Below are 23,664 nucleotides of genomic sequence, written 5' to 3'. Positions count from 1 at the left end.
AGACCTATTTAGTTTCCTGCTGATGTTTCTGTAACTTTGCATTCATTGCCAGTACAGGTGAATTTCATTTGTGGTCGTCCACCGTAATCATTGATGTAACTGAGTACAGGCGATGCGCCAAACGCAGAAGTATGCAGATTTATCGTTCCTGTGCTTTTAGGGGCAATCATGATTGGTTCAAAACCATCAAGGCTTTTTCCTTGTAATCCTGTTAACCCATCCACTAATGTCACGTAATAAGGTGTTGGGTTATTCACTTCATAGCGATCGCCTTTCTTTATTAAGGTGATTTTTTCCTGCCAAGGATGGGTGAGATCCGTTTGTGTGGCATAAATCGATGCTGGGCGATAAAACAACTTAATTCGTGTTTGCAATGCAATTTGCAACACGTTGGGTTTATCACTACGAGGTGGAATTTCGCGCAAGTTAAAATAGAAAACGCTTTCTCTATCTTGAGGTAATTTGGCAATGTCAGGTAATGACTGCACTTTTACTTGGCTTTTATCGCCCGGCTCAATACGCTGAATAGGCGGTAAAACTAATAATGGGCTGTCAATACGTTCTCCATTTTCATTTTCCATCCAGCCCTGAGCCAAGTAAGGCAGTTCTTTATTTTGATTACTGACATTTAAGCTAATAGATTTATCTGCACCATTAAAAATGACACGCGTTCTATCTAAAGCAATCGCAGCAAGAGCTTGACTAGTAAAGACCATTCCAGTCAATAAAGTGGTTGTTACAATGAATAAGCGCTTTGATAACATCATTTTAAATTACTCTTTTTGTCTGAAATTATTTTTATCTTTCCCTTCTTTCCTAACCTTATTGCGTGATCAATTGAGGTTTAGGTAAGGGTTCTGTTCTTTGATTGATTGTTGAAGGTGTTGCTGTACCATCACCACAAGTCAGTAGTAATGAAGACATAAATAATCCTTCAACTAATGTTGGAATACGGACTTTGCACTGCTCTTGACCATTCCAACGAACACTCAATACATCATCACTGTTAATCCCCGTCAGATAGACATTCCCTCCATCATTGACAATACCTAGCTCACGCCCTTTCTCGGTAGTGACACTGGCACCAAACGGTGGATAAGTTCCATCTTGTAAGCGAATGACAGCCATGGCTTTTTGTCCCGATACCACATCAAAGTGGCGGTAGCCTATTGCGCCTTCTGTTAGGGTTAGCTGTTGAATTGAGCGTAATGCTTCAGCGTTATCTGGCATCTGATCAAGGTCGATGCTGGCACTACTGCGGTAATAATCATTGATATCAGGCAGCACGGCTTTACCAAAAGCATTAGTACGCGTAATAGCGCCGATACTTTTCACTGGCACATCTGAAATGCCATCGGTATCAACAAGTAAACGAGTACTCCCCGTACGGCTTGTACGGTGTAATGCACCACCTTTTGGTGTTAATGTTGCCCCACCTTGTAGTGATAATGTGGCTGATGTGTATTCACCATTAATATGGCTTGCACTAGCCGTGACCAATGCAGCATCAGCGTAATGCATGAGATAGGCATCGGCGGATGGTTTACCGTTACTGCTTAAACCCGCACCAACACGATAGCTACTATTGTCATCAATACGATCGTAATAACTGACATTATGTGAATTACCGTGTTTATTAATCACCGTGTTATAGCTGATAGTTGCGCGATCGCTCCAAGGCATACTGACATTCATATAAACGCCATTATCATTGGTGCCATTGAATTTATTGCGAAACGCCGACAGACTGAGATTGATATTTTTAAAGCTACCAATATCCATCGTTTTGGCTAATGACAAGTTATAGTTATCATTATTAGGCTTATTCCAATAAGTCTGATGACTATAGTTTAAGTAAGCACTCAATCCCCATTCAGGGAACTGCTTACTAAACATAATGGTATAAAGCTCTTTATTGTTATCTTCTTCACCACCACGATAACGGCGATCTAAGTATTGGTTCATACTCATAAAGTCACGTTCAGAGAATCGATAGCCTGCAAATGTTACTTGGCTATTTATTTGTTCAAAACGTTTTGAGTAACTGACTCGATAGGAGCCACCGTGATAACGCTTGTCATCACTTGGAATTTTTGCCCAAGAATGTGTCGCATCAAAAGAGATAGCCCCCAGTGCCATTAGGTCACGACCAATACCCGCAGAAACTGAGTTATAATCGCCCGATACTAATGAACCACCATAAAGTGACCAACCGTTACTGATCCCCCATGAGAATTCACCCATACCAAAAATAGGACCTTCTGTATTACGGTTCATATCCGACGGCTTACCCGCAGATAATTTATATTGCACTCGGCCAGGGCGTGTTAAATAAGGAATACTTGCCGTATCCATTTGAAATTCTTGAACAGATCCATCTTGCTCTTCAACACGTACATCTAATTTGCCACTCACTGCATCATTGATGTCTTGAATACGAAACGGCCCCGGAGCAACCTGAGTTTCATAGATCACACGACCTTGCTGGCTAATCGTCACTTTGGCATTCGTTTTTGCTACACCCGTTACTTCAGGAGCATATCCCCTTAAGTTAGGTGGCAGCATATTGTCATCCGTAGACAAGTTAATCCCAGTAAAACGGAAGTTATCGAAAATGTCAGAACGCGAATAAGTCTCCCCCATCACAAGGCGAGCGCCTAACTGCGTGATAGCTCTATAAAGATAAAGCTGGTTCCATTTCCAACTATTTTCAGTACTATCAGGAAGACCGGTTGTATGCTGATAACTTGCTTGCCAATCGGCACGGAAACGCCAAACACCAAGGTTTGCACCCACGGTTCCTAAGCCTGTCACTTGTTGGCGCTGTTTTCCTTTCGCGGGATCAGTCACGTTAGCATTGACGTTATAGTCAAAAAGCACACCTGAAATACCGTGATCCCAACGAGAAGGTGGATCCCAGTTTGGTGCTGAATATTCAAGATATGCTTGAGGAATAGTAAGAATAAGATTGCCGTTTCCCAGACTTGCATTTACCGTCATGCCGGGAATAGAAGAGATATCAAGACAACTTCCGTTATCTTGATATTTCACTTTTTCAGCCCATTCAGGTTTTAACCCTATTTGATGGATCAACTCTGGCGGTAAGCAAGCTTCGCTACCTTTAGGATCATTGGCTGGTACAACATAGCTAATGTTGTAGAGTTCAGGGAGTTCATTATTATTTACGCGAACAACAAACTCATATCGGCCGGGCATAATATACCCAGCGCGAGAGAAATCTGATAAGTCGATATTTTGCTTATCTTTTAGATCTAAGATATCGGCATTAAATTCAATATCACTATTTGCTAAAGCTGAACTTGAAATACTGGAAGCGCCAGTAAGAATTAAATAGATCAGTACAGCAACAGGCCGAATAGTATGTTGTTTTTTCTTTTTTTCCGTCCCTAAACCAACAGTTTTGAATGTTCTAACCATAAGTTATCCAACCCGATCCATTTAATAGTATTCCAGCTTAAATCGCAGCGTTGTTCGGTAATTTCCAGCTTTTGGTATTTCGTTATTTTTGACTAATCGCGCTTGATAAAGTAACGCCATTGATTTGGAGTCAATACTAACTGGGGGTAATGGCTTACCCGGAATAGCTCGCCTTCCATAACGATCCGCTATTGCTAATGACGCACCTCTCGCTTCACCAGAAAGTGCAAAATTGCCATTATCGTTAGAGGGACCTTCAAACGTTGCAATAAAACGAGGGTTGTCCGCTTCCTGACCTTTTTGTTCAATTAGCGTACATTCCGTTAATCTGATAGAAAAATACTCAATAGGTCCTTGCCCTTCAGTCACCAACATTGGAATCGAAACCGTTGTTAGTGGAATAACTTGTTCACCACTTCCTGCTGCAATCGTGCAAGAGGGTTCTAAAATAGAGCCTGAAAGATTAAGTACCCCAAATCGCTGATGCATGTTTTTATCTTGTTTTACATCACTCGCTTCTGCTGTTGTTATCAGTAAGCTGGCAATAAGGCATAGCCATAGTGGTGTCATCTTGCGATTCATATTTTTCTCCGTAAGAAAAAAATCGTTAAAAATAGACACAGGAAATAAAGCGCTGTACATCCTTGTACAGTGCTTATTTTTTCTTACTGATAAGTCAGCGCGAAAGTTGCGATTGCAGTGAAGTCACCTGGAACGGCAGCTTCTGCAGAAGAACCTTGTAAATAAGCAGCAAAGTTCAGATCGTTATTACCATCACGTAATGTTTGAGCAGCACTTGGTGTGCCTAATTTGATTTGTTTGCCACCCGCATCGGTGATAACAACAGCGGCATTTTTAGCGATACCTTCAATACCTAAAGAACCGGCTAAGATGTCTGCATCTTCTGAACCAGTGAAGGTTGTTTGAACAGTTTTATAAGTTTCTGTTGTGCAATTCTCTAAAGTAATTTTAAAATCACGAGAATTACTACGGCCACCATCTTTTAATGAAGCAGTCGAAATTTGACCTAATGGAACAGTTTGATTTTCTGAATCAGGATGAATAGAACAAGGTGCATCAATAATTGAACCAACAAATTTAACTGTACCGTGACCTTGATCAGCAGCAAATGCAGAACCCGCAGCAACAGATAAACCTAAGCCAAGAACTAACGCTAATTTATTTAATTTCATCTTTTTGTTTCCTAAAATATAAAGGACGAAGACATTAAAAATAATAAATTCATTAGGATTGGATTATTCCTAATTGAATGACTCATTTATTGAGTTTTTGAATTTTGGTATACCTGTGCCCGTCCAAAACGAAATTAAATATCGTTAAAAACAAAACAAAATACACCAAATTGTTTTGTTAAAAATTTTCATCTCGAAATTAAACACATTTAGATAATCAAACTTTAAATATCGGAAAAAGAGTTTATAATTCTAAGTGCAATTACTATAATTTGTGAAAAAAGTAAAAAAATTTATTTCTGGATTTTAAACAAAGTAACCAATCGTGTTCGCTTTTTAAAATAATGATAAATATCAATATGTTAAATAAATGAAAATAAGTGATAGACATTAAATTTGACTTAAGTGAAAAGCCAGAGAATAATAGTAAACAATTTGGTGTATTCTGTTTATTTCTCTAAAGATAACCAAATTCCTGTCCATGCTCATTTTTCGCTTTTCCAATCAATCACTTTCATTTTCTGAAAATAAATAAACTTTCAATAAACTTGTTTAAAATGAACAAGTAAAAGTACAAGCATAAAAAAAATACAACTCTTTATTGATGTATATTACTTGTTATAGTGATGCATCAATTGACTTTTGTTCTTTGTTATCTCATTGAAAAGGTTATGAAAATGAAGCAGCGCAAGTTTCTTACACGTTTTGAGATTAATTCTATTTTGAAGCAAGCAAAGGAAGGACGATATCCAGAAAGAGATTACTGTATGTTTTTAATGTGTTTTTTACATGGATTTCGCGTAAGTGAGCTATGTAATTTAACCTTAAGCGATATTGATTTAGAAAGTCGGATACTCTATGTCAGGCGCTTAAAAGGCGGTTTATCAACCACACAGCCGATTATAGAAGAGGAATATGAAGCGTTAGTTAACTGGTTGAAAAAAAGGGAAACATGGAGAGAAGCGGATTCTGAATGGGTGTTTTTATCGCAAAAAACCGGCGCTATTTCGCGTCAGCAAGTATATGGATTACTTCGCCGTTTAGGTAAAAAAGCTAATGTGTCCATTACTCCTCATCCTCATATGTTACGCCATGCCTGTGGCTATGCACTTGCTGATTTAGGTAGAGATACTCGTTTAATTCAAGATTATTTAGGGCATCGTAATATTTCACATACCGTTATCTACACCGCAAGCAATTCAAAACGTTTTGTTCACATTTGGGATACAATAAATTAATATTTATTTTTTAATAAAAATAGTTTTCGAGAATTATTGCATTAATTATAATAGGCTATATTTTTTCAATGAGAATAAAGATATTTTTTGTATTTTTTATTAAAAAAAGATTAACACAATTTAATATCAAATATAAAAATAACATTTTTATGCTTAATTAAAGATATTCTTTATGGAAAAGTAATCCTATTTTATGCATAATCTTTTATCATTCTAAATTTAATGATGTCTATTATCGCCATTTCAAACAGGTATAAAAAACCACCAGATACATTAGAATAATTTATAACAAACTAAGAGTCATATTAGATAAAGTTTATTCAAAATATTATTAGCTGTTATTTGTCGTATTTTCCTACATATTATACATATTAGGTAATCACTATCCCTAGAAATAGAAAGAGGGATAGTGATTACCTGTTGCATATAAAAAAAGACCTCATATCAAGCGTATAAAATAGACTTATCGACGGAAACAGCGAAAAATCCCCCTCTTAGCCTTATCTAAATAGGCGTTACTATTAAAAATACACGCTCTGTTTTGTCTTTAATAAAGGCTAATACAAGAATGCTTCTAACGCTTTCCTCGCCGAGTTATTACTGTGTTTATCAAAAAGTTTGCTTTTTTTTGATGAAGTAGAAGAGAAACAATCCTCAAAAAACCAATGAATAGGGGTATTTAAGTAGTTCGCTAATAACACAAGATAACTTAAATCTATTTTATTCATTCCTCTTTCATAACGGGAGAATTGTTGTTGGCTAACACCTAATTTAGCCGCTAATTGGCTTCCCGTGTAACCTAACTCTTTACGTTTTATCTGTATCCGTTTACCTACGAGTACATTTACATCAATATTTGCGCGACGATATCTCACCATGATATTTCAACCTTTTATTATGGTAACGTTAAGATCAACGCCCCAGAACCAGAAAAGTAACCAGGAGCAACATGTCCATTGGTTATCAATTTAGAACTTACTTGTATAGAGGTCATTTGGCCTTTGCCAACAAAAATGACATCCCCCTCTTCACCAGGCCTGTCATTAATAAATAAATTAGCGTACAAACTATCATCACTGCGTAGTGATACTCCCCTGCTCATCATTCCTGTTGCAATAACATTTAAAGTAACATCTTGATTACACGTTATATTTACTGTTTTTGAACGCACTGCACCATCCAATTCATTTTCACTAAGATTGCCGTAATTTAAATCGACAGAATCGGCTAAAATGTCACAGTGCCCAATAGGAGGAGGCGCAATAGCACAGATAGACCCTGGCAATAAATAGCCATTGTCAGCAAAACCATAAGCATTAGGCTGATAAAAAATCCCCACACATTCTTGAAGAGAGTTCGTATCAACGTATCGATGTATTGCTACATCGGGGCCATAAGGAAATCCCCCTAATTCTTTCGTAACCGCAATACGTAAATCTTCCATAGTGCGGTATTTATGCCCATCACTTAGAATGGTTCTCGTTGCAGAACCACCGGATTGATTAGGTTGATGGCGATGATTAATCGTTATATAACAAGGTTTTTTCTTATAACAAGGATTCATTGCTGTAGGCGGCTCAGGGTCCCAACGCTGGATGATAAAAGTGTAATCAGCACCTTTTCCATCAGTACCAACCGGCTTCGATTCTGTAATATAAGAAAAAATCGCCGCAAGTGAGGATGTTGAAAAAAATAACGTGGTAGTGAATAAAGAAAAAAGTAATCTTCGTTTAAATATCAGCATATAAACCCCAAGTTAACACTAGTCATAATTCAGATGGAATGTAGCAATAGCGCTAAAACGACCCCGTCTTATTGACTGGTTAGTGATAGCTGCTGGCTCGGCTTGAATAAAAGCACTAAATTTTAAAACGGAGCTTCCTGAATCTAGGGCTATACTGCTAGATTGCTGATTTATCCGTAACGGGCTTCCATTGGCGTCCTCTAACCCAATGGCAATTCCAGAAGCTCTACTACCTGGGCTTAATGCAAGAAAACCTTTCCCTGCCATTGCTTGATTTTCATCTCCTTTAAAAGTGACTCGGACTTTTTTATTAATCGAAAGATCACATTCTGATAAATGGATCTCAAATCCTTGGCTATCTGTTCTGCCGATCCCCGTATAAAAAAAGTTCTCTGGCACATTGCCGAATGTGAGTATCACCGTTTCATCCCCAGGATTAATGACGCAGGGATCATCCACTAATTCGCCATAAAAACGCATATTAGGATTTGCATTAACCATTGAAATATTCCCTATTAATAAAAGGGTACTCAGTGATAATATTTTTAATGCCATCCTCATACTCCTATTGATATTCAGCAAGTAAGGTTGCCGTTGTTTCAAAAGCCCCTTTTTGTAAAGTACTTCCGGGTCTTTTTACGGGAACAGCTTGAATTATGGGAGGTTTATTGGGCGTAATAACAAAGCGTTCATTTAAAATAAAAGGCTCGCCATCTCTTGTAATATGTATAGCTAAATCCGTGATATTGGTTTGTAATGCCGCATCATCGAATTGACTTTTGATCCCTATAATTGAAAGCCCTAATGCCCACTGCGTTGAGTTACCTTCGCATTTCAAGGTGTAATTCACAGGTTGCGTATAATTAATACCGTCAATTCGATTAGCACCAACATTGTTGCCAAAATAGACGCTAATCATTCCGTTGTCCTGAATCACACAAGGTGGTGGAATTAATAACGTGCCAAATAGCCTCAAATTAGGTTCATCAGCGTCACTCCATAATGGAAAAACAGCAAATAAAGTAATAAGCAAAGCCTGTTTTGATTTAGAAAACATCAAATATCCTCCTACTGATATTCCATACGTAATGTTGCGGTAGCAGAAAAATCCCCTCCGGTTAACGAAGTAGAAAGATCACGCACAGGCACAGCTTCAAGTACAGGTAAATCAGGGTAGGTAAAATTAATTTTTTGACCTAACTTAAGTTCTTTGTTCTGATACAAAACACGCACACCTAAACCCGGTATATTTGTCGTTAAAGCATTTGCATCAAAAAAAGTTCCATTGCCATCGACTGAGAGATTCAGTGTATTGATAGGCATATGCTCACATGAAGCATTGTAATTAATAGGTCGCTTATAATTAGAACCATCAACCTGAGTACTCAGTATTTCACCAAAATTAACTTCTACTGTTTTGCCATCATTTATCATGCAAGGTGGGAATGCGATAACATAACCAGTGATATTAATTCGAATAGGATAGATAGGCTCCACGGGATCATCGCGTGACACCATTGCTCTAGGAAATACGTTTGCAACAGCAGTTGAACTTACTCCTCCCATAGAAATAAGTAGAATAAAAATAAAGATTGCCAAAATCCCATTAAACTGCTGTTTTATAAACATATTTCACCCTATTAATATCCAGAGTCGGTTTCTACAACTTTGCATTCAGAGCCATTGCAGTTAAATTTCAATCTCGGGCGTCCACCATAATCATTGATATAACTTAATACGGGGAACACACCAAATTCAGAAGCTTTTAAGTTCAGTTTTCCCTGCCCTTTAGGATCAACCATTAAAGGCACAAACCCCTCTAAACTCTCACCTTTAAGTTCTGTTAATCCGTCAACAATAGTGACGTAATAAGGCGTTGGGTTATGCACAATGTAACTATCGCCTTGCTTAGTTAAGGTGATTTTTTCCTGCCAAGGATTACTTAAATCGGTTTGTGTGGCATAAATTGCTTTTGGTCGATAAAACAATTTAATTCTCGTTTGTAATGCTATTTGTAATACATTAGGTTTATCGCTGCGTGGCGGAATTTCGCGTAAGTTAAAATAAAAAACACTCTCTCTATCATTGGGTAATTTAGAAATATCTGGCAGTGCTTGTATTTTTATTTGGCTTTTATCACTTGGTTCAATTCGTTGGATAGGTGGCAATACAATAAGGGGGCTTTCTATTTTTTCCCCGTTCTCATTTTCCATCCATCCTTGAGCTAAATAAGGCAATTCTTTATTTTGATTACTAATATTAAGACTTACTGATTTTTCGCCACCATTAAAAATAACGCGAGTACGATCTAATGCGATCGCGGCTATCGCTTGTTGAGTAAAAATCATTCCCGTCAATAAAGTGGTTGCTACAATGTATGAACGTTTCAAAGCCATCATCTTTAATTACTCTTTTTTCTGTAAATTATTTAATTGCTAGATTGAAAGAATTTTTTCGGTTTATGTTCTTCCACCAGCGGTGTTGTAATCGCAGGTGATCCTCCTTCACACGTTAATGCTAAAGAAGTGATCAGTTGAGCATCCGCTAATTGAGGTATAATTAGCTGGCATTGATTGCGGCCGTTCCAACGTACATTTAGCGTATCGCCAGAATTAATACCGCTTAAATACACATTACCGTTATCATTAATGATGCCTAATTCACGACTATTTAATGTCATAACGCTTGCGCCAAAAGGTGGATAAGTTCCATTTTGTAGACGCACAATTGCCATCGCTTTTTGTCCTGAAATCACATCAAATTGGCGATAACCAATAGCCCCTTCTGTCAACGTTAATTGTTGAATTGAGCGTAATGCTTCAACATTATCTGGCAATTTTTCCAAATCGACAGAAGCACTTCCCAGATAGTAATTATTAATATCGGGAATGACTGCTTTACCAAAATAATTAGAATGAGAAACGGCATTCAAACTTTTCACCGGTACGTTAGCGACGCCTTTTGTGTCAATTAATAGTCGAGCAGCACCTGGAATACTATTTCGATGAAAATCACCGCCTTTACTTGTTAATGTTGCCCCACCTTGAAAAGATAAAGAGGCAGAGGTGTAATCACCATTAATATGACTTGCTGAAGCCGTTACCAATGCGGCATCACCATAATGGGTATAGTAAGCATCCGCAGATGGTTTACCGCGACTACTGACTCCCGCACCTAAGCGATAGTTATTGTTATCATCAATACGATCAAAATAGCTGAGGTTATGTGAGTTACCGCCACGATTAATAACGGTGTTATAACTAATAGTGGCTTTATCGTTCCACGGCATACTGACATTTAAATAAACACCGTTATCATTATTCCCATTAAATCTATTTCGATAAGCCGATAAACTCAGATTAATATTTTTAAATTTTCCAATATCCATATATTTTGATAAGGAGAAATTGTAATAATCGTTATTAGGTTTATCCCAGTATGTTTGATGGTTATAGCTAATGTAGGCACTTAATCCCCATTGCTGAAATTGCTTACTTAATGTAACGGTATAAAACTCTTTATTATTGTCTTGAGAGCCATTGCGATAACGACGATCTAAATACTGATCCATACTCATAAAGTTGTGATCAGAGAAGCGATAACCTGCAAATGTCAGTTGCCCATCAATTGATTCAAAACGTTTTGAGTAACTAACACGATAGGAGCCACCGTGATAATGCTTATCTTCATTGGGAACTTTGGCCCATGAATGAGTAGCATCAAAAGAAATCGCACCTAACATCATTAAATCGCGACCAAAACCAATCGATGTTGAGTTATAGTCACCTGAAACTAACGCTGCACCATATAAAGACCAGCCATTATTGATACCCCAAGAAAACTCTCCCATACCAAAAATAGGACCTTCTGTTTTATGATCAATCTTAGAAGGCTTACCTGCTGATAATTTATATTGAACACGACCTGGGCGTGTTAAATAAGGAATATTTGCTGTATCCATTTGATATTCTTGTATGGAGCCATCTTGCTCTTCAACACGAATATCTAAACGCCCACTCACTGCATCATTCATATCTTGAATATGGAATGGCCCTGGTGCGACTTGTGTTTCATAAATAACGCGGCCTTGCTGACTAACAGTCACTTTGGCATTCGTTTTTGCTATCCCTGTTATCTCAGGTGCATACCCTCGTAAATTAGGCGGTAACATCTGATCATCAGAATTAAGGCTAATTCCTGTAAAACGGAAATTATCTAAAATCTCAGAACGTAAATAAGATTCGCCCATAATAAGGCGACTTCCCCACTTAGAGATCGCACGATAGAGATAATATTGGTTCCATTTCCAACTGTTTCTTGTGCTATCAAAAACCCCAGTGGTATGTTCGTAACTTGCTTGCCAATCAGCTCTAAAACGCCAAACACCTAAATTGGCTCCCGTTGTCCCATTTCCTGTGACTTGCTGTTTTTGTTTTCCATCTGTGGGATTTCTGACATTGGCATTAACGTTATAGTCAAATAGCACGCCTGCAATTCCCTCATCCCAACGAGAAGGTGGCTCCCAGTTAGGTGATGAATATTCCACATAAGCTTGAGGAATGGTTATTGCAAAAACACCACTCCCTAAGTTTGTTTTTATCGTCATCCCTGGTAATGATGCCTCATTAAGACAAGCGCCATCATCTTTCCATGTGATTTTTGTAAGCCACTCGGGTCTCAATGCAAATTGCTCAACTAATGGCGGCGGAATACAAGGCTCACTCCCTTTTGGATCATCTTTAGGCACAAGATAATCAATGCTATATGAATTACTTAGCTCGTGATTATTAATATTAATAATAAAATCGTATCGACCAGGAGTGATATACCCCTCTTGAGAAAACCCTGATAAATCAATATTTTCTCTATCTCTTAAATCAAGAATATCTGAGTTAAACTCAACGTTATTTGTTGTAGCAAATGCCAAATGAGGAACACCTGACATGCCCCAAATAACGCAATAGATCAGTGTGGCAATAGGGAGAATTCTGTACTGCTTATTCTTATCTTCAACTTTTGTATCAGTAGTCTTGAATAATTTAGCCATAAATAAACCTAACCAATCCATTTAATGATATCTAAATTGGGAATTTAGTGTTGCGAGATACTAAATACCCATTTATGGAAAATCATCGCTTTTGACTATCCGTGCCAATAATGAAAAAACATGAAATAAGAGTAGAAGTTACACTAAATAAAGTTGCCCAATAACAACGCTTAGTCAAAATAATACAGGTCAGTTTTAACGCCCTATTTTCAACACTTATTGAACCCAATCGCGGACAAATACTTAAACTTTGCTTATATTTAAGCCATGCTTATATTAGTAATATCAATCATGTCAATGTGTCGCGATTTTTTCTCTACTCCAAAATTTAAAATAGCTCCTAAGAAAATAAACTCTGTATATCCTTATACAGAGTTTGCTTTTGCTATTATTGGTAAGATAATGCGAAGGTTGCGATAGCAGTAAAATCACCAGGTACTGCGGCAGCTTTTGTTGAACCTTGTAAATAAGCGGCAAAATTTAAATCATTATTGCCATCATTTAGCATTTGAGCTGCACTTGCTTGACCTAATTTAATTTGCTCACCACCCGCATTGGTAATGACAACAGCTGCATTTTTAGCGATACCCTCAATACCTAAAGAGCCTTCTAAAACATCAGCTGCTTCTGCGCCAGTAAACGTGGTTTTTACTGACTTATAAGTTTCAGTAGAGCACTGTAACAGCTTGATTTTGAATGATTGAGAATGGCTACGGCCACCATCTTTCAGCGCACTTGTTGAAACTTGACCTAAAGGAATGCGTTGAGCGCCAGATTCAGGATCAATAGAGCATGGAGCATCGATGATTGAACCGTAGAACTCAACAGTACCATGACCCTGATCACCAGCTGCAAACGCAGAACTAGCCATTACAGATAAACCTAATACCAAACCTAGTTGTTTTAATTTCATTTTATGTTTCCTAAAATAAAGTAATTAATGAAAATATAATAATTAACAACAATTAATTAATCAGGTAAATTAGCCCATAAAATACGGCTAAATAACCATGCTTAATAAAATTACAGGATTCTATTTATTTACCAAACCCAATCACCTTGATTATTAATTGGCTAATTAAATTAATTGAATAATAATTAATTTATGCAATTAGATAACAGGTCATATCAAGTTAGGCTTATTATTCTCTGCGTTTTTATTTAAGTCAAACCGCATAATTTTAATTAAATATAAATTTATTAATTCACTGATATTAATTGTATTTTTTATTGGAATACTCAGAATATAATTACACTCATAAAGAGTGATTGAAACAATCATCTAAAAATAAGTTCGACATGGGAAATGATTAGGGTTTAAATTCTGATTTGAATGAATTTAAAGATTAAAATGTTATTTATGCTTTTTTAAAATAGATATGGGATAAAAATAATACTACTTATATTCTTACTGCATCACCATTTTAACTAATTTTTTACAATTTTTTAATAAATATAGATAACCAATTGATTTAAATAATTATTAATATATAGAATTGTTAATTATTTTTATATTAAATTGTTCCATTTCAATACAACTAAGTTATAAAAAACAATGCCCAATAAGCTCCTTATTTAAGGAATAACTGTAACACATTGAATACAAACAAAATTAAATCATTAATTTGCTATATTTATTAATAAATTACTCATACATTCTTCCATCCCTACTTAATATATAAGTAAATATACTCCAAATGTATTATTTTTATCCATGCAAAAAACCACATTTATATCAGATATATTTGCATATTTTAAAGTATAAAATAAAAGCAATTTTGTTTCATAATGTAAAAAAGATTAATTTTATATTTATACAAAAAACAACAATAACGATAGAAAAAAGATCTTAAATCTAATTAATATTAATTTTTACAATAAGAATAAAAGATATTTTTGAAAAATAAAGCAACATTTAGGATAACCCTTAATCATTTTCTTTGTATATAGGCGATATTTTACACGCTGAATAAAGAATAGTGTTAATGCCTAAATAATATACATTGTTTTCATTTACATTAATGTATATCTAAATCTCAACATGATTATCTAAATAAGATACTCATATTAAGTTGACTATAAGGGTTGTTTTTTTCAATCTTAACTCGCTAAATAGCAAAATTAAGCACTATCAATTAACGTGATTACGCTCTGCGTCAAAAAACAAATTGTTACAGTTTGTTAACTCACGAAAAGAAAATTGTAACAGCGGTAATACATGGCACAATAGCTTAAAGTTCCTACGTTAAGTTAGGGGTGAATTCAACATGGAGAAAATATTTCATTATGGAGCTGACTTTTTTAGGCACAAATGCTGGCGTTCCTTCTAAAGATCGCAATGTCACAAGTATGGTGCTCGATTTACAAAATAAACAAAAAAGTATGTGGATGTTTGATTGTGGCGAAGCGACACAACATCAAATATTGCATACCCGCGTGAAACTGCCGCGTTTAAATAAAATTTTCATTACCCACTTACATGGTGATCATATTTTTGGTTTACCGGGATTACTTTGTAGCCGCTCAATGGGTGGAACGGAAACACTTTTAACGGTATATGGTCCTGCAGGTATAAAAGCCTTTATAGAAACGGCGCTAACATTAAGCCAATCCTATTTAACTTACCCTATTAATATTGTTGAAATTGACAAAGCCGGCTTTCTGTTTGAAGAAGAAGGTATAAAAGTCAGTTGTGAGGCATTGTCTCATCCCGTGCCTTGTTTTGGTTACCGCTTAGAAGAAGAAAACAAACTAGGTAAATTAGATGCAGAAAAACTGAAAGCGGAAAATATTCCTGCTGGTCCTTGGTTACAAGACTTAAAGCAAGGCAAAACCATAACATTACCAGATGGGCGAACTGTTAATGGTAAAGACTATATTGGTGAAGAAATAAAAGGTCGTTGTATTGCGATTTTTGGGGATACTCAACCTACGCCTAATGCATTAAAGCTGGCTAATAACGCAGATGTTATTGTTCATGAAGCGACGTTTAAACATGAAATGGCAGAGCAAGCAAACAGCCGAGGGCATTCAACAACAGTACAAGCGGCACAGTTAGCCAAAGATGCGAATATCAAAAGACTGATTATCACGCATATTAGTAGTCGTTATTCACCGCAAGAGTGTGCTGAATTACTCAATGAAAGCCAACAAATCTTTAGCCATACTGAAATGGCCTCTGATTTTGAGGTATTTAAGTTGTAATTGTGCTTTTGCCATATCACAGTGGCGATATATGTCGCCACTGTAATAAATCAGACGCCACTCATCGACGTATATTTTAGCGATTTATCTATAACGTAGTTCGTTTTATCTTTCCATCTTGCAAAATAAAATTGACTTTTCCATCCCAAAATTCAGCCAAGAAAATATCTTCTGGTTTATCAATATGCTGATTTTTCATCTCATCTTGTAACCACGTTTCATCTTTTTCTATTTGTGCTAACTCTGATGTTCGAATAACACCGTCTTTCATAACAATAATCGAAGGCATTTTTGCGCCATCACATACCACAGTGATTTGTCCATCCGGTTCAATTTGTGCGTAATTGACCTCTTGAAACGAATGAATACCCTGAGCATGAAGACGAGACGTGATATTTAAAATGTCTATTTTGTTCTTTTTCTCCATGATGTTCTCCATTATAAACTCGCCCTTCTTTATAATAGGAATAGGATTACCAATGGTCACTGCACGGAAGAAGTTGAAGCGCTTACTGATATAATTAAGCAAAGAGATAAAACAAACACCTATTAAGAAGACAATAATATATTGATAAAGAGGGATCGCATCGGTATAAATTACCCCACCCATAATGCCACCGAGTACAAAATTTCCAATAAAATCAATAGGTGTTAATTGAGAGAGTTGTGTTTTACCCGATAAATTCATATGCGCTAATATGATAGTAAAACCAATAATAAATTTGATAACAACCAGAAAGTAATATTCCATTTGCCCCTCACATTTCCAATAATTTCTGCACTTATTATAAAGCAGAAAATCTCATCCAGATAAAAATCCACGTTGTTTTTGCTTTATTTTTCATCGAATTTGACTAAGAAAAAACTCTTAATATACTTAGGTTTGTTGATTTTAGGACTCGAACTATACTTATTCAGATAGTTTTGTCGTAATCTTTTCAATCAACACAATAGCTTCTCGCCTTTTCTAGTTCTTACGCGGGATATCACTGAATTGTTTTTGAACACACATTTTGGAGAAAAAAATGAATAAAAAACTACTTACTTCATTGGTTCTAGCGGGTCTTGTTACCATTACAGCAGGTTGTGATGATTCATCTAAGAAAGTCGATGAGGGCATTGATAAGGCAAAGGAAACCGCAACTCAAGTTACTGAAACAGCGCAAGATAAAGCTAATGAGTTAACTGAACAAGCCAAAGATAAAGCCGCAGACTTGAAAGAAAATGCATCAGCAAAAGCAGATGAATTAACACAACAAGCTCAAGAGCTAAAAGATAAAGCGGAACAAAAAACGGCTGAGCTAAAAGCGCAAGCTGATGAAAAAACAGATGAGTTAAAACAAGCTGCATCCGCTAAGGCTGATGAAATCAAACAAAGCTTAGATGCCGAAAGTGATAAATTAGCTGAGAAAGCGGCTGAATTAAAACAAGATGCAAATAAAACCATTGATAACTTAAAGCAAGAGACAGATAAGAAAGTTGATCAATTAAAAGGTGATGCTGCAAAAACAAGTGATGATGTAAAACAGCAAGCCCAAGAAACTGAAAACAAAGCGCTTGATAAAGCTGACCAATTAACTGATCAAGCCAAACAAAAAATTGATGATTTAAAAGCTGAAAACAAATAATCCGATTTCAGTTTTTTTGATGAATTGAGAGCCAGTAAATTTTTACTGGCTTTTTTTTGCACTAAAAAAGACAAGGGTTGATCGATTAAGCAAAAAATGTAACCATGTTCTCCTTTTTTCAACAGGAGAAACCTATTAAAGAGCGAAAGCATCCAAGATATAAGTTTATTAATAAATTGATTTAATTGCAGTTTTCTTCATCTTGCGGAAAAAATAATTTACTTCCGTGCTTTTATAAAACACCTTGCCAATTTGGTGCTTTATTCAAATTTTCTTATGAACTTTTCTTTTCTGATGACATAAGCAATCAGACAATGGGTAGCGAAAAGTTTCTTTCTAGGAAAATAACAATAATAGGTTAACTATGAGTCAACAAAACGATATAACCCCTCAAAAAGTTAGGGTGAAAATTCATCCTCCTGTTTTTTATACATCAGCATTGTTAATTTTACTGGTCGTTGGTTTCTCTGCGTTATTTCCAGAGTTGGCTAATGATAAACTGGGTCATCTTCAGGAAAACCTCTTCACAAATGCGAGCTGGTTCTACATTCTAGCCGTTGCATTGGTTTTGCTGAGTGTGACTTACTTGGGGCTTTCCCGCTTTGGTCAAATCAAGTTAGGGCCTGATCATGCTCGCCCTCACTTTAGTTATTTTGCTTGGTTTGCCATGCTCTTTTCAGCAGGAATGGGGATTGGCTTAATGTTCTTTGGTGTTGCTGAACCTGTTATGCATTATCTGATGCCTCCAACAGGTGAAGCTCAAACCATAGAAGCCGCAAAAGAAGCCATGCGCCTAACCTTTTTCCACTGGGGATTACATGCATGGGCAATTTACGCTATTGTCGCGTTGATCTTAGCTTTCTTCTCTTATCGCCATGGTTTACCGTTAACACTGCGTTCTGCACTTTATCCAATTATTGGTGATCGCATACATGGCCCAATTGGTCATGCGGTTGATATTTTCGCTGTTATGGGAACTGTATTTGGTGTCGCAACCTCCCTCGGCTTTGGTGTTCTGCAAGTTAATGCGGGTTTAAATCACCTCTTTAATGTACCTATTGACCCTTCTGTTCAAGTCATATTGATTGTTGTGATCACCGCACTTGCAACCATTTCTGTTGTTTCTGGTTTAGAAAAAGGCATTCGTTTTTTATCTGAACTTAACTTAGGATTGGCGGTTATTCTTCTTTTATTAGTCATTATTCTCGGTCCAACTGTATTGATATTAAAATCATTTGTTGAAAATACAGGGGGATATCTATCCGAAATTGTCAGTAAAACCTTTAATCTTTACGCATACGAGCCAAAATCGAGTGATTGGTTAGGGGGATGGACACTGCTTTATTGGGGATGGTGGCTTTCATGGTCTCCATTTGTAGGGATGTTTATTGCCCGTATTTCACGAGGCCGTACTATTCGTGAATTTGTTATTGGTGTTCTATTTGTTCCTGCTGGTTTTACCTTACTTTGGATGACTGTTTTTGGTAACACAGCTATTCATTTAATCAAAGATAAAGGTGCCGAAACTCTCGCCAATATCGTGCAGCAAGATGTGTCATTGGCTCTATTTGAGTTCTTAAATTATTTCCCATTCTCATCCGTTTTATCTTTCTTTGCGATGTTGATGGTGGTTGTCTTTTTTGTGACTTCGGCAGACTCTGGCGCTATGGTTGTTGATACTTTAGCTTCTGGCGGTGATAGCGAAACACCAGTATGGCAACGTATTTTCTGGGCGAGTTTAATGGGCATTTCTGCAATTACTTTATTGTTAGCCGGTGGTTTAACCGCGCTACAAACAGTAACCATTGCAAGCGCTCTTCCCTTCTCAATGGTATTGCTTGCTTCTATTTATGGACTAATAAAAGCATTGCGAGTGGATGTATATAAACGTGATAGCCAACAGCTAACGACAATTGCACCACCAGCAAGTCGCAATCCGATCCCTTGGCAACGTCGTTTAAGAAATATTGCCTATTTTCCTAAACGCTCTCATGTAAAACGTTTTATGGATGAAGTGATCCAACCCTCAATGGAAATGGTGTCTGCCGAATTAAGTAAGCAAGCGACACAATGTTTTATCCATAATGAAGAAGATGATCGAATTGGTTTTGAAGTCGATTTAGGCGATGACATGAATTTCTTCTATGAAGTTCGCCTGCGTTTTTATACTCAACCCGCCTTTGCTTTAGCTGGACTCAGTGATGAAGAAAGAGATGAAGAGCATAAATATTATCGTGCTGAAATTCATTTAAAAGAAGGTGGACAAGATTACGATGTAATGGGTTGGACGAAAGAACAAATCATTCACGATATCCTTGATCAGTACGAAAAACACATTCACTTCTTACATGTATTAGGTAAGCAATAATTTTATCTGCATAATAGCAACAAAAAGGAGATGCCATGGCATCTCCTTTTTTCTTATCACATAGCTTATTTCTCTGATTGTTCTACATCATCTACGTTAAGCGCAATCAGTTCTTTTAATAATCCAGATAACTTTTGTAGTTTTTCAGTCGAAAACTTTTGCTCAAGTAATTGATAGCCTTCTTCAATTTTGGGCTGGATCTTATCGTATAAACTTTGCCCATTAGCAGAAAGCGAAACAAAAAGTTTACGTTGGTCACTTACTGGTTTTAAACGACAAATTAGCTCGTCTCTTTCCATTCTAATCAAAATACCCGTTAGACTTGGTCGAAGAATACACGATTTTTGCGCTAACTCGTGGAAATCAATAGAACGTTTATCCGCAAGTACACGAATGATCCGCCATTGCTGTTCTGTCAGATTATGCTCTTTGAGAACAGGTCGAAAAAAACCCATCGCAGATTCCCGTGCTTGTAGCAGCGCGATAGTTAATGATTCATGCATAATCAAGAAGCTCTTTATATGGTGTTATAGGTGAAATGACAAAATATCACGCAATATAGACAGTGAAAAAATACCGCTACTTATGGTTGATAGAATAACTATATTTTAAGAATAGACTAATTGTTACAATTATTCATATTAACAAATAAATAAAGTTGACTCAATTTTTGCAATTTCCTTCCCTTTGGGCAATTTATTACCCATGTTCCTTTTTTAAGATTAATGTCATCTTCCACAATATCTTGAGCTAGACGCATTTTTTATGAGTTGGCAATTTGTGTTATCTCTTTACCAATCAAAAAAAGTAGCCTAATTTGCCTATTATCCCACCTCTAAATTAGGAATAATGGCGCTTAGCGATAAGGTTGTCTCACTGTTTTTTGAGATAAAGTTAACAAGTTGTAACAAAGAAAGATTGCTATCTTTGTTCATGCGCGGTAGCGTTACGGCTTTAAAACAACGCAACAAAGAAACCGGCAATAGCATTACAACTTTGTTAGCGGAGTAGTTAGGTGATTTTTTAGTTATCTAACTAATAATTATTTTAAGTGAAGACGCCCACAGATGAGAAGTCTGGCAGTAGGAGTAAATAATGTCTGAGAAAAAACAGGCTAACCCACTTTTTCGGGATGCGATGGCAAGCTTAGGTGCTGCGGTCAATATCGTGGCAACAAATGGTGATGCGGGATGTTGTGGCTTAACAGCAACAGCAGTATGTTCTGTTACTGATAACCCGCCTACCGTGATGGTCTGCATCAACAGTAAAAGTCAAATGAACGCTATTTTTCAAGAAAATGGAAAATTAAGCATCAATATATTGAATCATGAGCAAGAAGAAATGGCATGTCATTTCGCCGGAATGACAGGGCTTGCAATGGCAGAGCGTTTTACCCAACCAGGATGGCAACACGGGCAATTACAACAACCCGTATTAGCAAATGCGCTCGCCTGCTTAGAAGGCGATATTTATGATGTACGCCAAGTGGGTACACATTTTGTTTATATGACCGAAATTAAGAATATTTCAGTACGTGAAGATGGTGATGGGCTTATTTATTTCAAACGTCGTTTCCATTCTGTTAAAAATGAACAAGTACTAATCTCCGTTTAAAGTTCACCTATTTTACCTCAAGATAAAAACGCACTTTTAATAAGGGCGTTTTTTTATTGATTATAATCACATCATAAAATTAAATATTTATTTATATTAAATGAATACTTATTTAACTAGATAACATTCACTAGCGTTTAGATATTTATTAAATATTTATTAACATCTGTTTGTTATAAAAGATTAATTTTTAATTATAATGAAAAATTTCTTTCTAGAATCAATCAGTCACATAATCAAAAATATTTTCGCTCTACTTTTTCTCTTTATCTTTATTTAATTTATTAAGATTAAAATATAAACAAACAATAATCTCCTTGGTTATATTTTATACCAAAGATCAATTAAATGACTTTATTTGAAAATAAACTAATGAATATTTTTTTCAATCTGGTATTAATCTTACCTACAGTGTGATCAACCTTTGAGAAGTCATTCCATCAATATATTAGTCTACTCGACTTGCTGATTACCTTCTTAAATTTGCAAACATCACTCTAAATGCGACAGATAATGTTACCGTCGTGTAACATTCCTCGTGAATGTGAGTAAATAACATCGTTGTTGAAAATAAATAATAATTAGGGGCATTACAGATATGGATAAACCCGCTCAAGTCGGTTTATTACAACAGCCTAAACCATTCTTTATGATTTTCTTTGTAGAATTATGGGAACGTTTTGGTTACTACGGCGTACAAGGTATTCTTGCCGTTTATTTTGTTAGTAAACTCGGTTTCTCTCAAGAACAGGCTTTTATTACTTTTGGTGCATTCTCTGCACTGGTTTATGGGCTTATTTCTATTGGTGGTTATGTTGGTGACCACTTATTAGGAACAAAACGAACTATTGTTTTAGGTGCTATCGTCTTGGCTATCGGTTATTTCATGACTGGTATGTCAATTATGTACCCTAATTTAATTTTCTACGCATTAGGAACTATCGCAGTCGGTAATGGTTTATTTAAAGCCAACCCTGCCAGCTTATTAGCAAAATGTTACCCACCTAAAGATCCACGTCTTGATGGTGCATTTACGCTATTTTATATGTCGATCAATATCGGCTCCTTAATTTCTTTATCTATCGCCCCTGTACTGGCTGAACGTTACGGATATGCATTGACTTATAATATCTGTGGTATTGGCTTACTCATGGCGTTATTAGTTTATTTCTTCTGTCGTAAAATGGTTGCCAATATTGGTTCTGAACCAGACCATTTACCGATGAGCTTTAGCAAACTGTTATTAGTAATTGCTGGCTCTGTTGCAATGGTATTTGTTTGTGCATGGTTACTGCACAACGTAATGATTGCAAATATCGTTTTAGTCAGCCTGTCTATTATTGTTGTCTTCATTTATTTCCGTGAAGCGTTTAAACAAAAAGACAGAGTCGCTCGTAATAAAATGTATGTTGCATTTGTTCTGATGTTAGAAGCTGTTGTTTTCTATATTCTGTATGCTCAGATGCCAACCTCACTGAACTTCTTTGCTATTCATAACGTTCATCACACGCTTTTAGGCTTTGATATTAACCCTGTAAGCTTCCAAGCACTAAACCCATTCTGGATCATTGTTGCTAGCCCAATCCTTGCTATCGCTTACAGCCATTTTGGCGCGAAAGGTAAAGACTTCTCAATGCCTGCGAAGTTTACTGCTGGTATGCTTCTGTGCTCATTAGGATTCCTTACAGCGGCAGCATCAGGTATGTGGTTTGCCGATGCTCAAGGCTTAACATCTCCTTGGTTTATCGTTCTGGTTTACTTATTCCAGAGCTTAGGTGAACTGATGATCAGTGCGTTAGGTTTAGCAATGGTTGCAGCATTCGTGCCGCAATACATGATGGGCTTTATTTTAGGTATGTGGTTCTTAACACAAGCCACCGCTTATCTGTTAGGGGGTTATGTAGCGACTTTCACCGCAGCACCAGAAGGCATTACTGATCCACTACAAACATTACCTATTTATACTGATGTATTTGGTAAAATTGGTATTGTGACCTTAATTGTCGGTATCGTTATGTGGGCAACCGTACCTTTATTAAATCGCATGATGAAAGAAGAAAGCAGAGACGGTAAAGTCACAGGCTAATCTTTCAATCAATATATTGCTTGATATAAGCGCCTATTTATTAATAGGCGCTTTTTTTATACCTATGCATTTCATCGTTAATATTTAAAGAGAAATATCATCAT

General features: G+C 36.4%; 20 protein-coding genes. 6 read left to right on the top strand and 14 right to left on the bottom strand.

Features of this window, described 5'->3' with window-relative positions:
• Positions 1–8 precede the first annotated feature (8 nt).
• From QQS39_RS04455 to QQS39_RS04440, 4 genes are all read right to left on the bottom strand, one after another.
• Complete coding sequence (locus tag QQS39_RS04455; protein ID WP_109373862.1) at positions 9–767, bottom strand: fimbria/pilus periplasmic chaperone; 759 nt, start codon at positions 765–767, stop codon at positions 9–11.
• Between the two features lie 55 nt (positions 768–822).
• Positions 823–3,438 (bottom strand): outer membrane usher protein, encoded by a 2,616-nt coding sequence (locus QQS39_RS04450; RefSeq protein WP_196736014.1) that lies wholly within the window; start codon positions 3,436–3,438, stop codon positions 823–825.
• Positions 3,439–3,459: 21 nt separating this feature from the next.
• Positions 3,460–4,020 carry a fimbrial protein gene (locus tag QQS39_RS04445; protein ID WP_285805460.1) on the bottom strand — a complete coding sequence of 187 codons (561 nt, stop codon included), beginning with the start codon at positions 4,018–4,020 and terminating at the stop codon, positions 3,460–3,462.
• 83 nt (positions 4,021–4,103) lie between these two features.
• Positions 4,104–4,631: a fimbrial protein gene (locus QQS39_RS04440; protein WP_023581066.1), complete on the bottom strand. Its 528-nt coding sequence runs from the start codon at positions 4,629–4,631 to the stop codon at positions 4,104–4,106.
• 677 nt (positions 4,632–5,308) lie between these two features.
• Between QQS39_RS04440 and mrpI the strand changes: the two genes are divergently transcribed.
• Positions 5,309–5,869, top strand: coding sequence for a phase variation DNA invertase MrpI (mrpI, locus tag QQS39_RS04435; protein WP_151434435.1), 561 nt, complete (start codon positions 5,309–5,311; stop codon positions 5,867–5,869).
• A 557-nt stretch (positions 5,870–6,426) separates the two neighbouring features.
• Here the strand turns inward: mrpI and QQS39_RS04430 are convergent.
• The 8 genes from QQS39_RS04430 to QQS39_RS04395 form a co-directional block, all read right to left on the bottom strand.
• Entirely contained in the window at positions 6,427–6,747 is a 321-nt protein-coding gene (locus QQS39_RS04430) for a helix-turn-helix domain-containing protein (protein ID WP_285805459.1), read from the bottom strand.
• Between the two features lie 17 nt (positions 6,748–6,764).
• Entirely contained in the window at positions 6,765–7,613 is an 849-nt protein-coding gene (locus tag QQS39_RS04425; RefSeq protein WP_151434433.1) for an MrpH family fimbial adhesin, read from the bottom strand.
• A gap of 18 nt (positions 7,614–7,631) precedes the next feature.
• A complete protein-coding gene (locus tag QQS39_RS04420) occupies positions 7,632–8,168 on the bottom strand; it encodes a fimbrial protein (protein ID WP_151434432.1) in 537 nt (178 codons plus the stop codon).
• Between the two features lie 10 nt (positions 8,169–8,178).
• Positions 8,179–8,670 (bottom strand): fimbrial protein, encoded by a 492-nt coding sequence (locus QQS39_RS04415; RefSeq protein ID WP_285805458.1) that lies wholly within the window; start codon positions 8,668–8,670, stop codon positions 8,179–8,181.
• Between the two features lie 11 nt (positions 8,671–8,681).
• Entirely contained in the window at positions 8,682–9,242 is a 561-nt protein-coding gene (locus QQS39_RS04410; protein ID WP_151434430.1) for a fimbrial protein, read from the bottom strand.
• An 11-nt stretch (positions 9,243–9,253) separates the two neighbouring features.
• Complete coding sequence (locus tag QQS39_RS04405; RefSeq protein WP_151434429.1) at positions 9,254–10,012, bottom strand: fimbria/pilus periplasmic chaperone; 759 nt, start codon at positions 10,010–10,012, stop codon at positions 9,254–9,256.
• A gap of 29 nt (positions 10,013–10,041) precedes the next feature.
• Positions 10,042–12,660, bottom strand: a complete 2,619-nt coding sequence (locus tag QQS39_RS04400; protein ID WP_151434428.1) for an outer membrane usher protein — start codon at positions 12,658–12,660, stop codon at positions 10,042–10,044.
• Between the two features lie 388 nt (positions 12,661–13,048).
• The gene (locus QQS39_RS04395; RefSeq protein WP_151434427.1) at positions 13,049–13,573 is read right to left on the bottom strand and encodes a fimbrial protein; all 525 of its coding nucleotides are present in this window, start codon (positions 13,571–13,573) and stop codon (positions 13,049–13,051) included.
• Positions 13,574–14,946: 1,373 nt separating this feature from the next.
• Here QQS39_RS04395 and rnz point away from each other — a divergent pair.
• Positions 14,947–15,864 (top strand): ribonuclease Z, encoded by a 918-nt coding sequence (gene rnz, locus QQS39_RS04390; protein WP_285805457.1) that lies wholly within the window; start codon positions 14,947–14,949, stop codon positions 15,862–15,864.
• Positions 15,865–15,952: 88 nt separating this feature from the next.
• Here the strand turns inward: rnz and QQS39_RS04385 are convergent, their stop codons facing one another.
• Positions 15,953–16,615: a DUF421 domain-containing protein gene (locus QQS39_RS04385; RefSeq protein ID WP_151434425.1), complete on the bottom strand. Its 663-nt coding sequence runs from the start codon at positions 16,613–16,615 to the stop codon at positions 15,953–15,955.
• Positions 16,616–16,889: 274 nt separating this feature from the next.
• Between QQS39_RS04385 and QQS39_RS04380 the strand changes: the two genes are divergently transcribed.
• Both QQS39_RS04380 and QQS39_RS04375 read left to right on the top strand, forming a co-directional pair.
• The gene (locus tag QQS39_RS04380) at positions 16,890–17,492 is read left to right on the top strand and encodes a hypothetical protein (RefSeq protein WP_151434424.1); all 603 of its coding nucleotides are present in this window, start codon (positions 16,890–16,892) and stop codon (positions 17,490–17,492) included.
• A 364-nt stretch (positions 17,493–17,856) separates the two neighbouring features.
• Positions 17,857–19,860: a BCCT family transporter gene (locus QQS39_RS04375; protein WP_151434423.1), complete on the top strand. Its 2,004-nt coding sequence runs from the start codon at positions 17,857–17,859 to the stop codon at positions 19,858–19,860.
• 65 nt (positions 19,861–19,925) lie between these two features.
• On the opposite strand, the gene hpaR is transcribed toward QQS39_RS04375, so the two are convergent.
• Entirely contained in the window at positions 19,926–20,363 is a 438-nt protein-coding gene (gene hpaR / locus QQS39_RS04370; RefSeq protein ID WP_151434422.1) for a homoprotocatechuate degradation operon regulator HpaR, read from the bottom strand.
• 592 nt (positions 20,364–20,955) lie between these two features.
• Between hpaR and hpaC the strand changes: the two genes are divergently transcribed.
• Both hpaC and dtpB read left to right on the top strand, forming a co-directional pair.
• Positions 20,956–21,474: a 4-hydroxyphenylacetate 3-monooxygenase, reductase component gene (gene hpaC / locus QQS39_RS04365; RefSeq protein ID WP_285805456.1), complete on the top strand. Its 519-nt coding sequence runs from the start codon at positions 20,956–20,958 to the stop codon at positions 21,472–21,474.
• A gap of 598 nt (positions 21,475–22,072) precedes the next feature.
• The gene (dtpB, locus tag QQS39_RS04360) at positions 22,073–23,560 is read left to right on the top strand and encodes a dipeptide/tripeptide permease DtpB (protein ID WP_151434420.1); all 1,488 of its coding nucleotides are present in this window, start codon (positions 22,073–22,075) and stop codon (positions 23,558–23,560) included.
• The last annotated feature ends 104 nt before the right edge of the window (positions 23,561–23,664 follow it).

Origin of the sequence: Proteus appendicitidis, from assembly GCF_030271835.1 — a bacterium.
In the GTDB taxonomy this organism is placed as follows: domain Bacteria; phylum Pseudomonadota; class Gammaproteobacteria; order Enterobacterales; family Enterobacteriaceae; genus Proteus; species Proteus appendicitidis.
This window is presented reverse-complemented; position numbering and strand designations above follow the sequence as displayed.

Excerpts from the sequence above, each read along its gene's own strand:
- QQS39_RS04440 (WP_023581066.1), bottom strand. The coding sequence starts at position 4,631 with ATGAAATTAAATAAATTAGCGTTAGTTCTTGGCTTAGGTTTATCTGTT.
- QQS39_RS04385 (WP_151434425.1), bottom strand. The coding sequence starts at position 16,615 with ATGGAATATTACTTTCTGGTTGTTATCAAATTTATTATTGGTTTTACT.
- QQS39_RS04380 (WP_151434424.1), top strand. The coding sequence starts at position 16,890 with ATGAATAAAAAACTACTTACTTCATTGGTTCTAGCGGGTCTTGTTACC.
- mrpI (WP_151434435.1), top strand. The coding sequence starts at position 5,309 with ATGAAGCAGCGCAAGTTTCTTACACGTTTTGAGATTAATTCTATTTTG.
- rnz (WP_285805457.1), top strand. The coding sequence starts at position 14,947 with ATGGAGCTGACTTTTTTAGGCACAAATGCTGGCGTTCCTTCTAAAGAT.
- QQS39_RS04415 (WP_285805458.1), bottom strand. The coding sequence starts at position 8,670 with ATGTTTTCTAAATCAAAACAGGCTTTGCTTATTACTTTATTTGCTGTT.
- QQS39_RS04375 (WP_151434423.1), top strand. The coding sequence starts at position 17,857 with ATGAGTCAACAAAACGATATAACCCCTCAAAAAGTTAGGGTGAAAATT.
- QQS39_RS04430 (WP_285805459.1), bottom strand. The coding sequence starts at position 6,747 with ATGGTGAGATATCGTCGCGCAAATATTGATGTAAATGTACTCGTAGGT.
- QQS39_RS04395 (WP_151434427.1), bottom strand. The coding sequence starts at position 13,573 with ATGAAATTAAAACAACTAGGTTTGGTATTAGGTTTATCTGTAATGGCT.
- QQS39_RS04400 (WP_151434428.1), bottom strand. The coding sequence starts at position 12,660 with ATGGCTAAATTATTCAAGACTACTGATACAAAAGTTGAAGATAAGAAT.
- QQS39_RS04420 (WP_151434432.1), bottom strand. The coding sequence starts at position 8,168 with ATGGCATTAAAAATATTATCACTGAGTACCCTTTTATTAATAGGGAAT.
- QQS39_RS04410 (WP_151434430.1), bottom strand. The coding sequence starts at position 9,242 with ATGTTTATAAAACAGCAGTTTAATGGGATTTTGGCAATCTTTATTTTT.
- hpaR (WP_151434422.1), bottom strand. The coding sequence starts at position 20,363 with ATGCATGAATCATTAACTATCGCGCTGCTACAAGCACGGGAATCTGCG.
- QQS39_RS04445 (WP_285805460.1), bottom strand. The coding sequence starts at position 4,020 with ATGAATCGCAAGATGACACCACTATGGCTATGCCTTATTGCCAGCTTA.
- dtpB (WP_151434420.1), top strand. The coding sequence starts at position 22,073 with ATGGATAAACCCGCTCAAGTCGGTTTATTACAACAGCCTAAACCATTC.
- QQS39_RS04450 (WP_196736014.1), bottom strand. The coding sequence starts at position 3,438 with ATGGTTAGAACATTCAAAACTGTTGGTTTAGGGACGGAAAAAAAGAAA.
- hpaC (WP_285805456.1), top strand. The coding sequence starts at position 20,956 with ATGTCTGAGAAAAAACAGGCTAACCCACTTTTTCGGGATGCGATGGCA.
- QQS39_RS04425 (WP_151434433.1), bottom strand. The coding sequence starts at position 7,613 with ATGCTGATATTTAAACGAAGATTACTTTTTTCTTTATTCACTACCACG.
- QQS39_RS04405 (WP_151434429.1), bottom strand. The coding sequence starts at position 10,012 with ATGATGGCTTTGAAACGTTCATACATTGTAGCAACCACTTTATTGACG.
- QQS39_RS04455 (WP_109373862.1), bottom strand. The coding sequence starts at position 767 with ATGATGTTATCAAAGCGCTTATTCATTGTAACAACCACTTTATTGACT.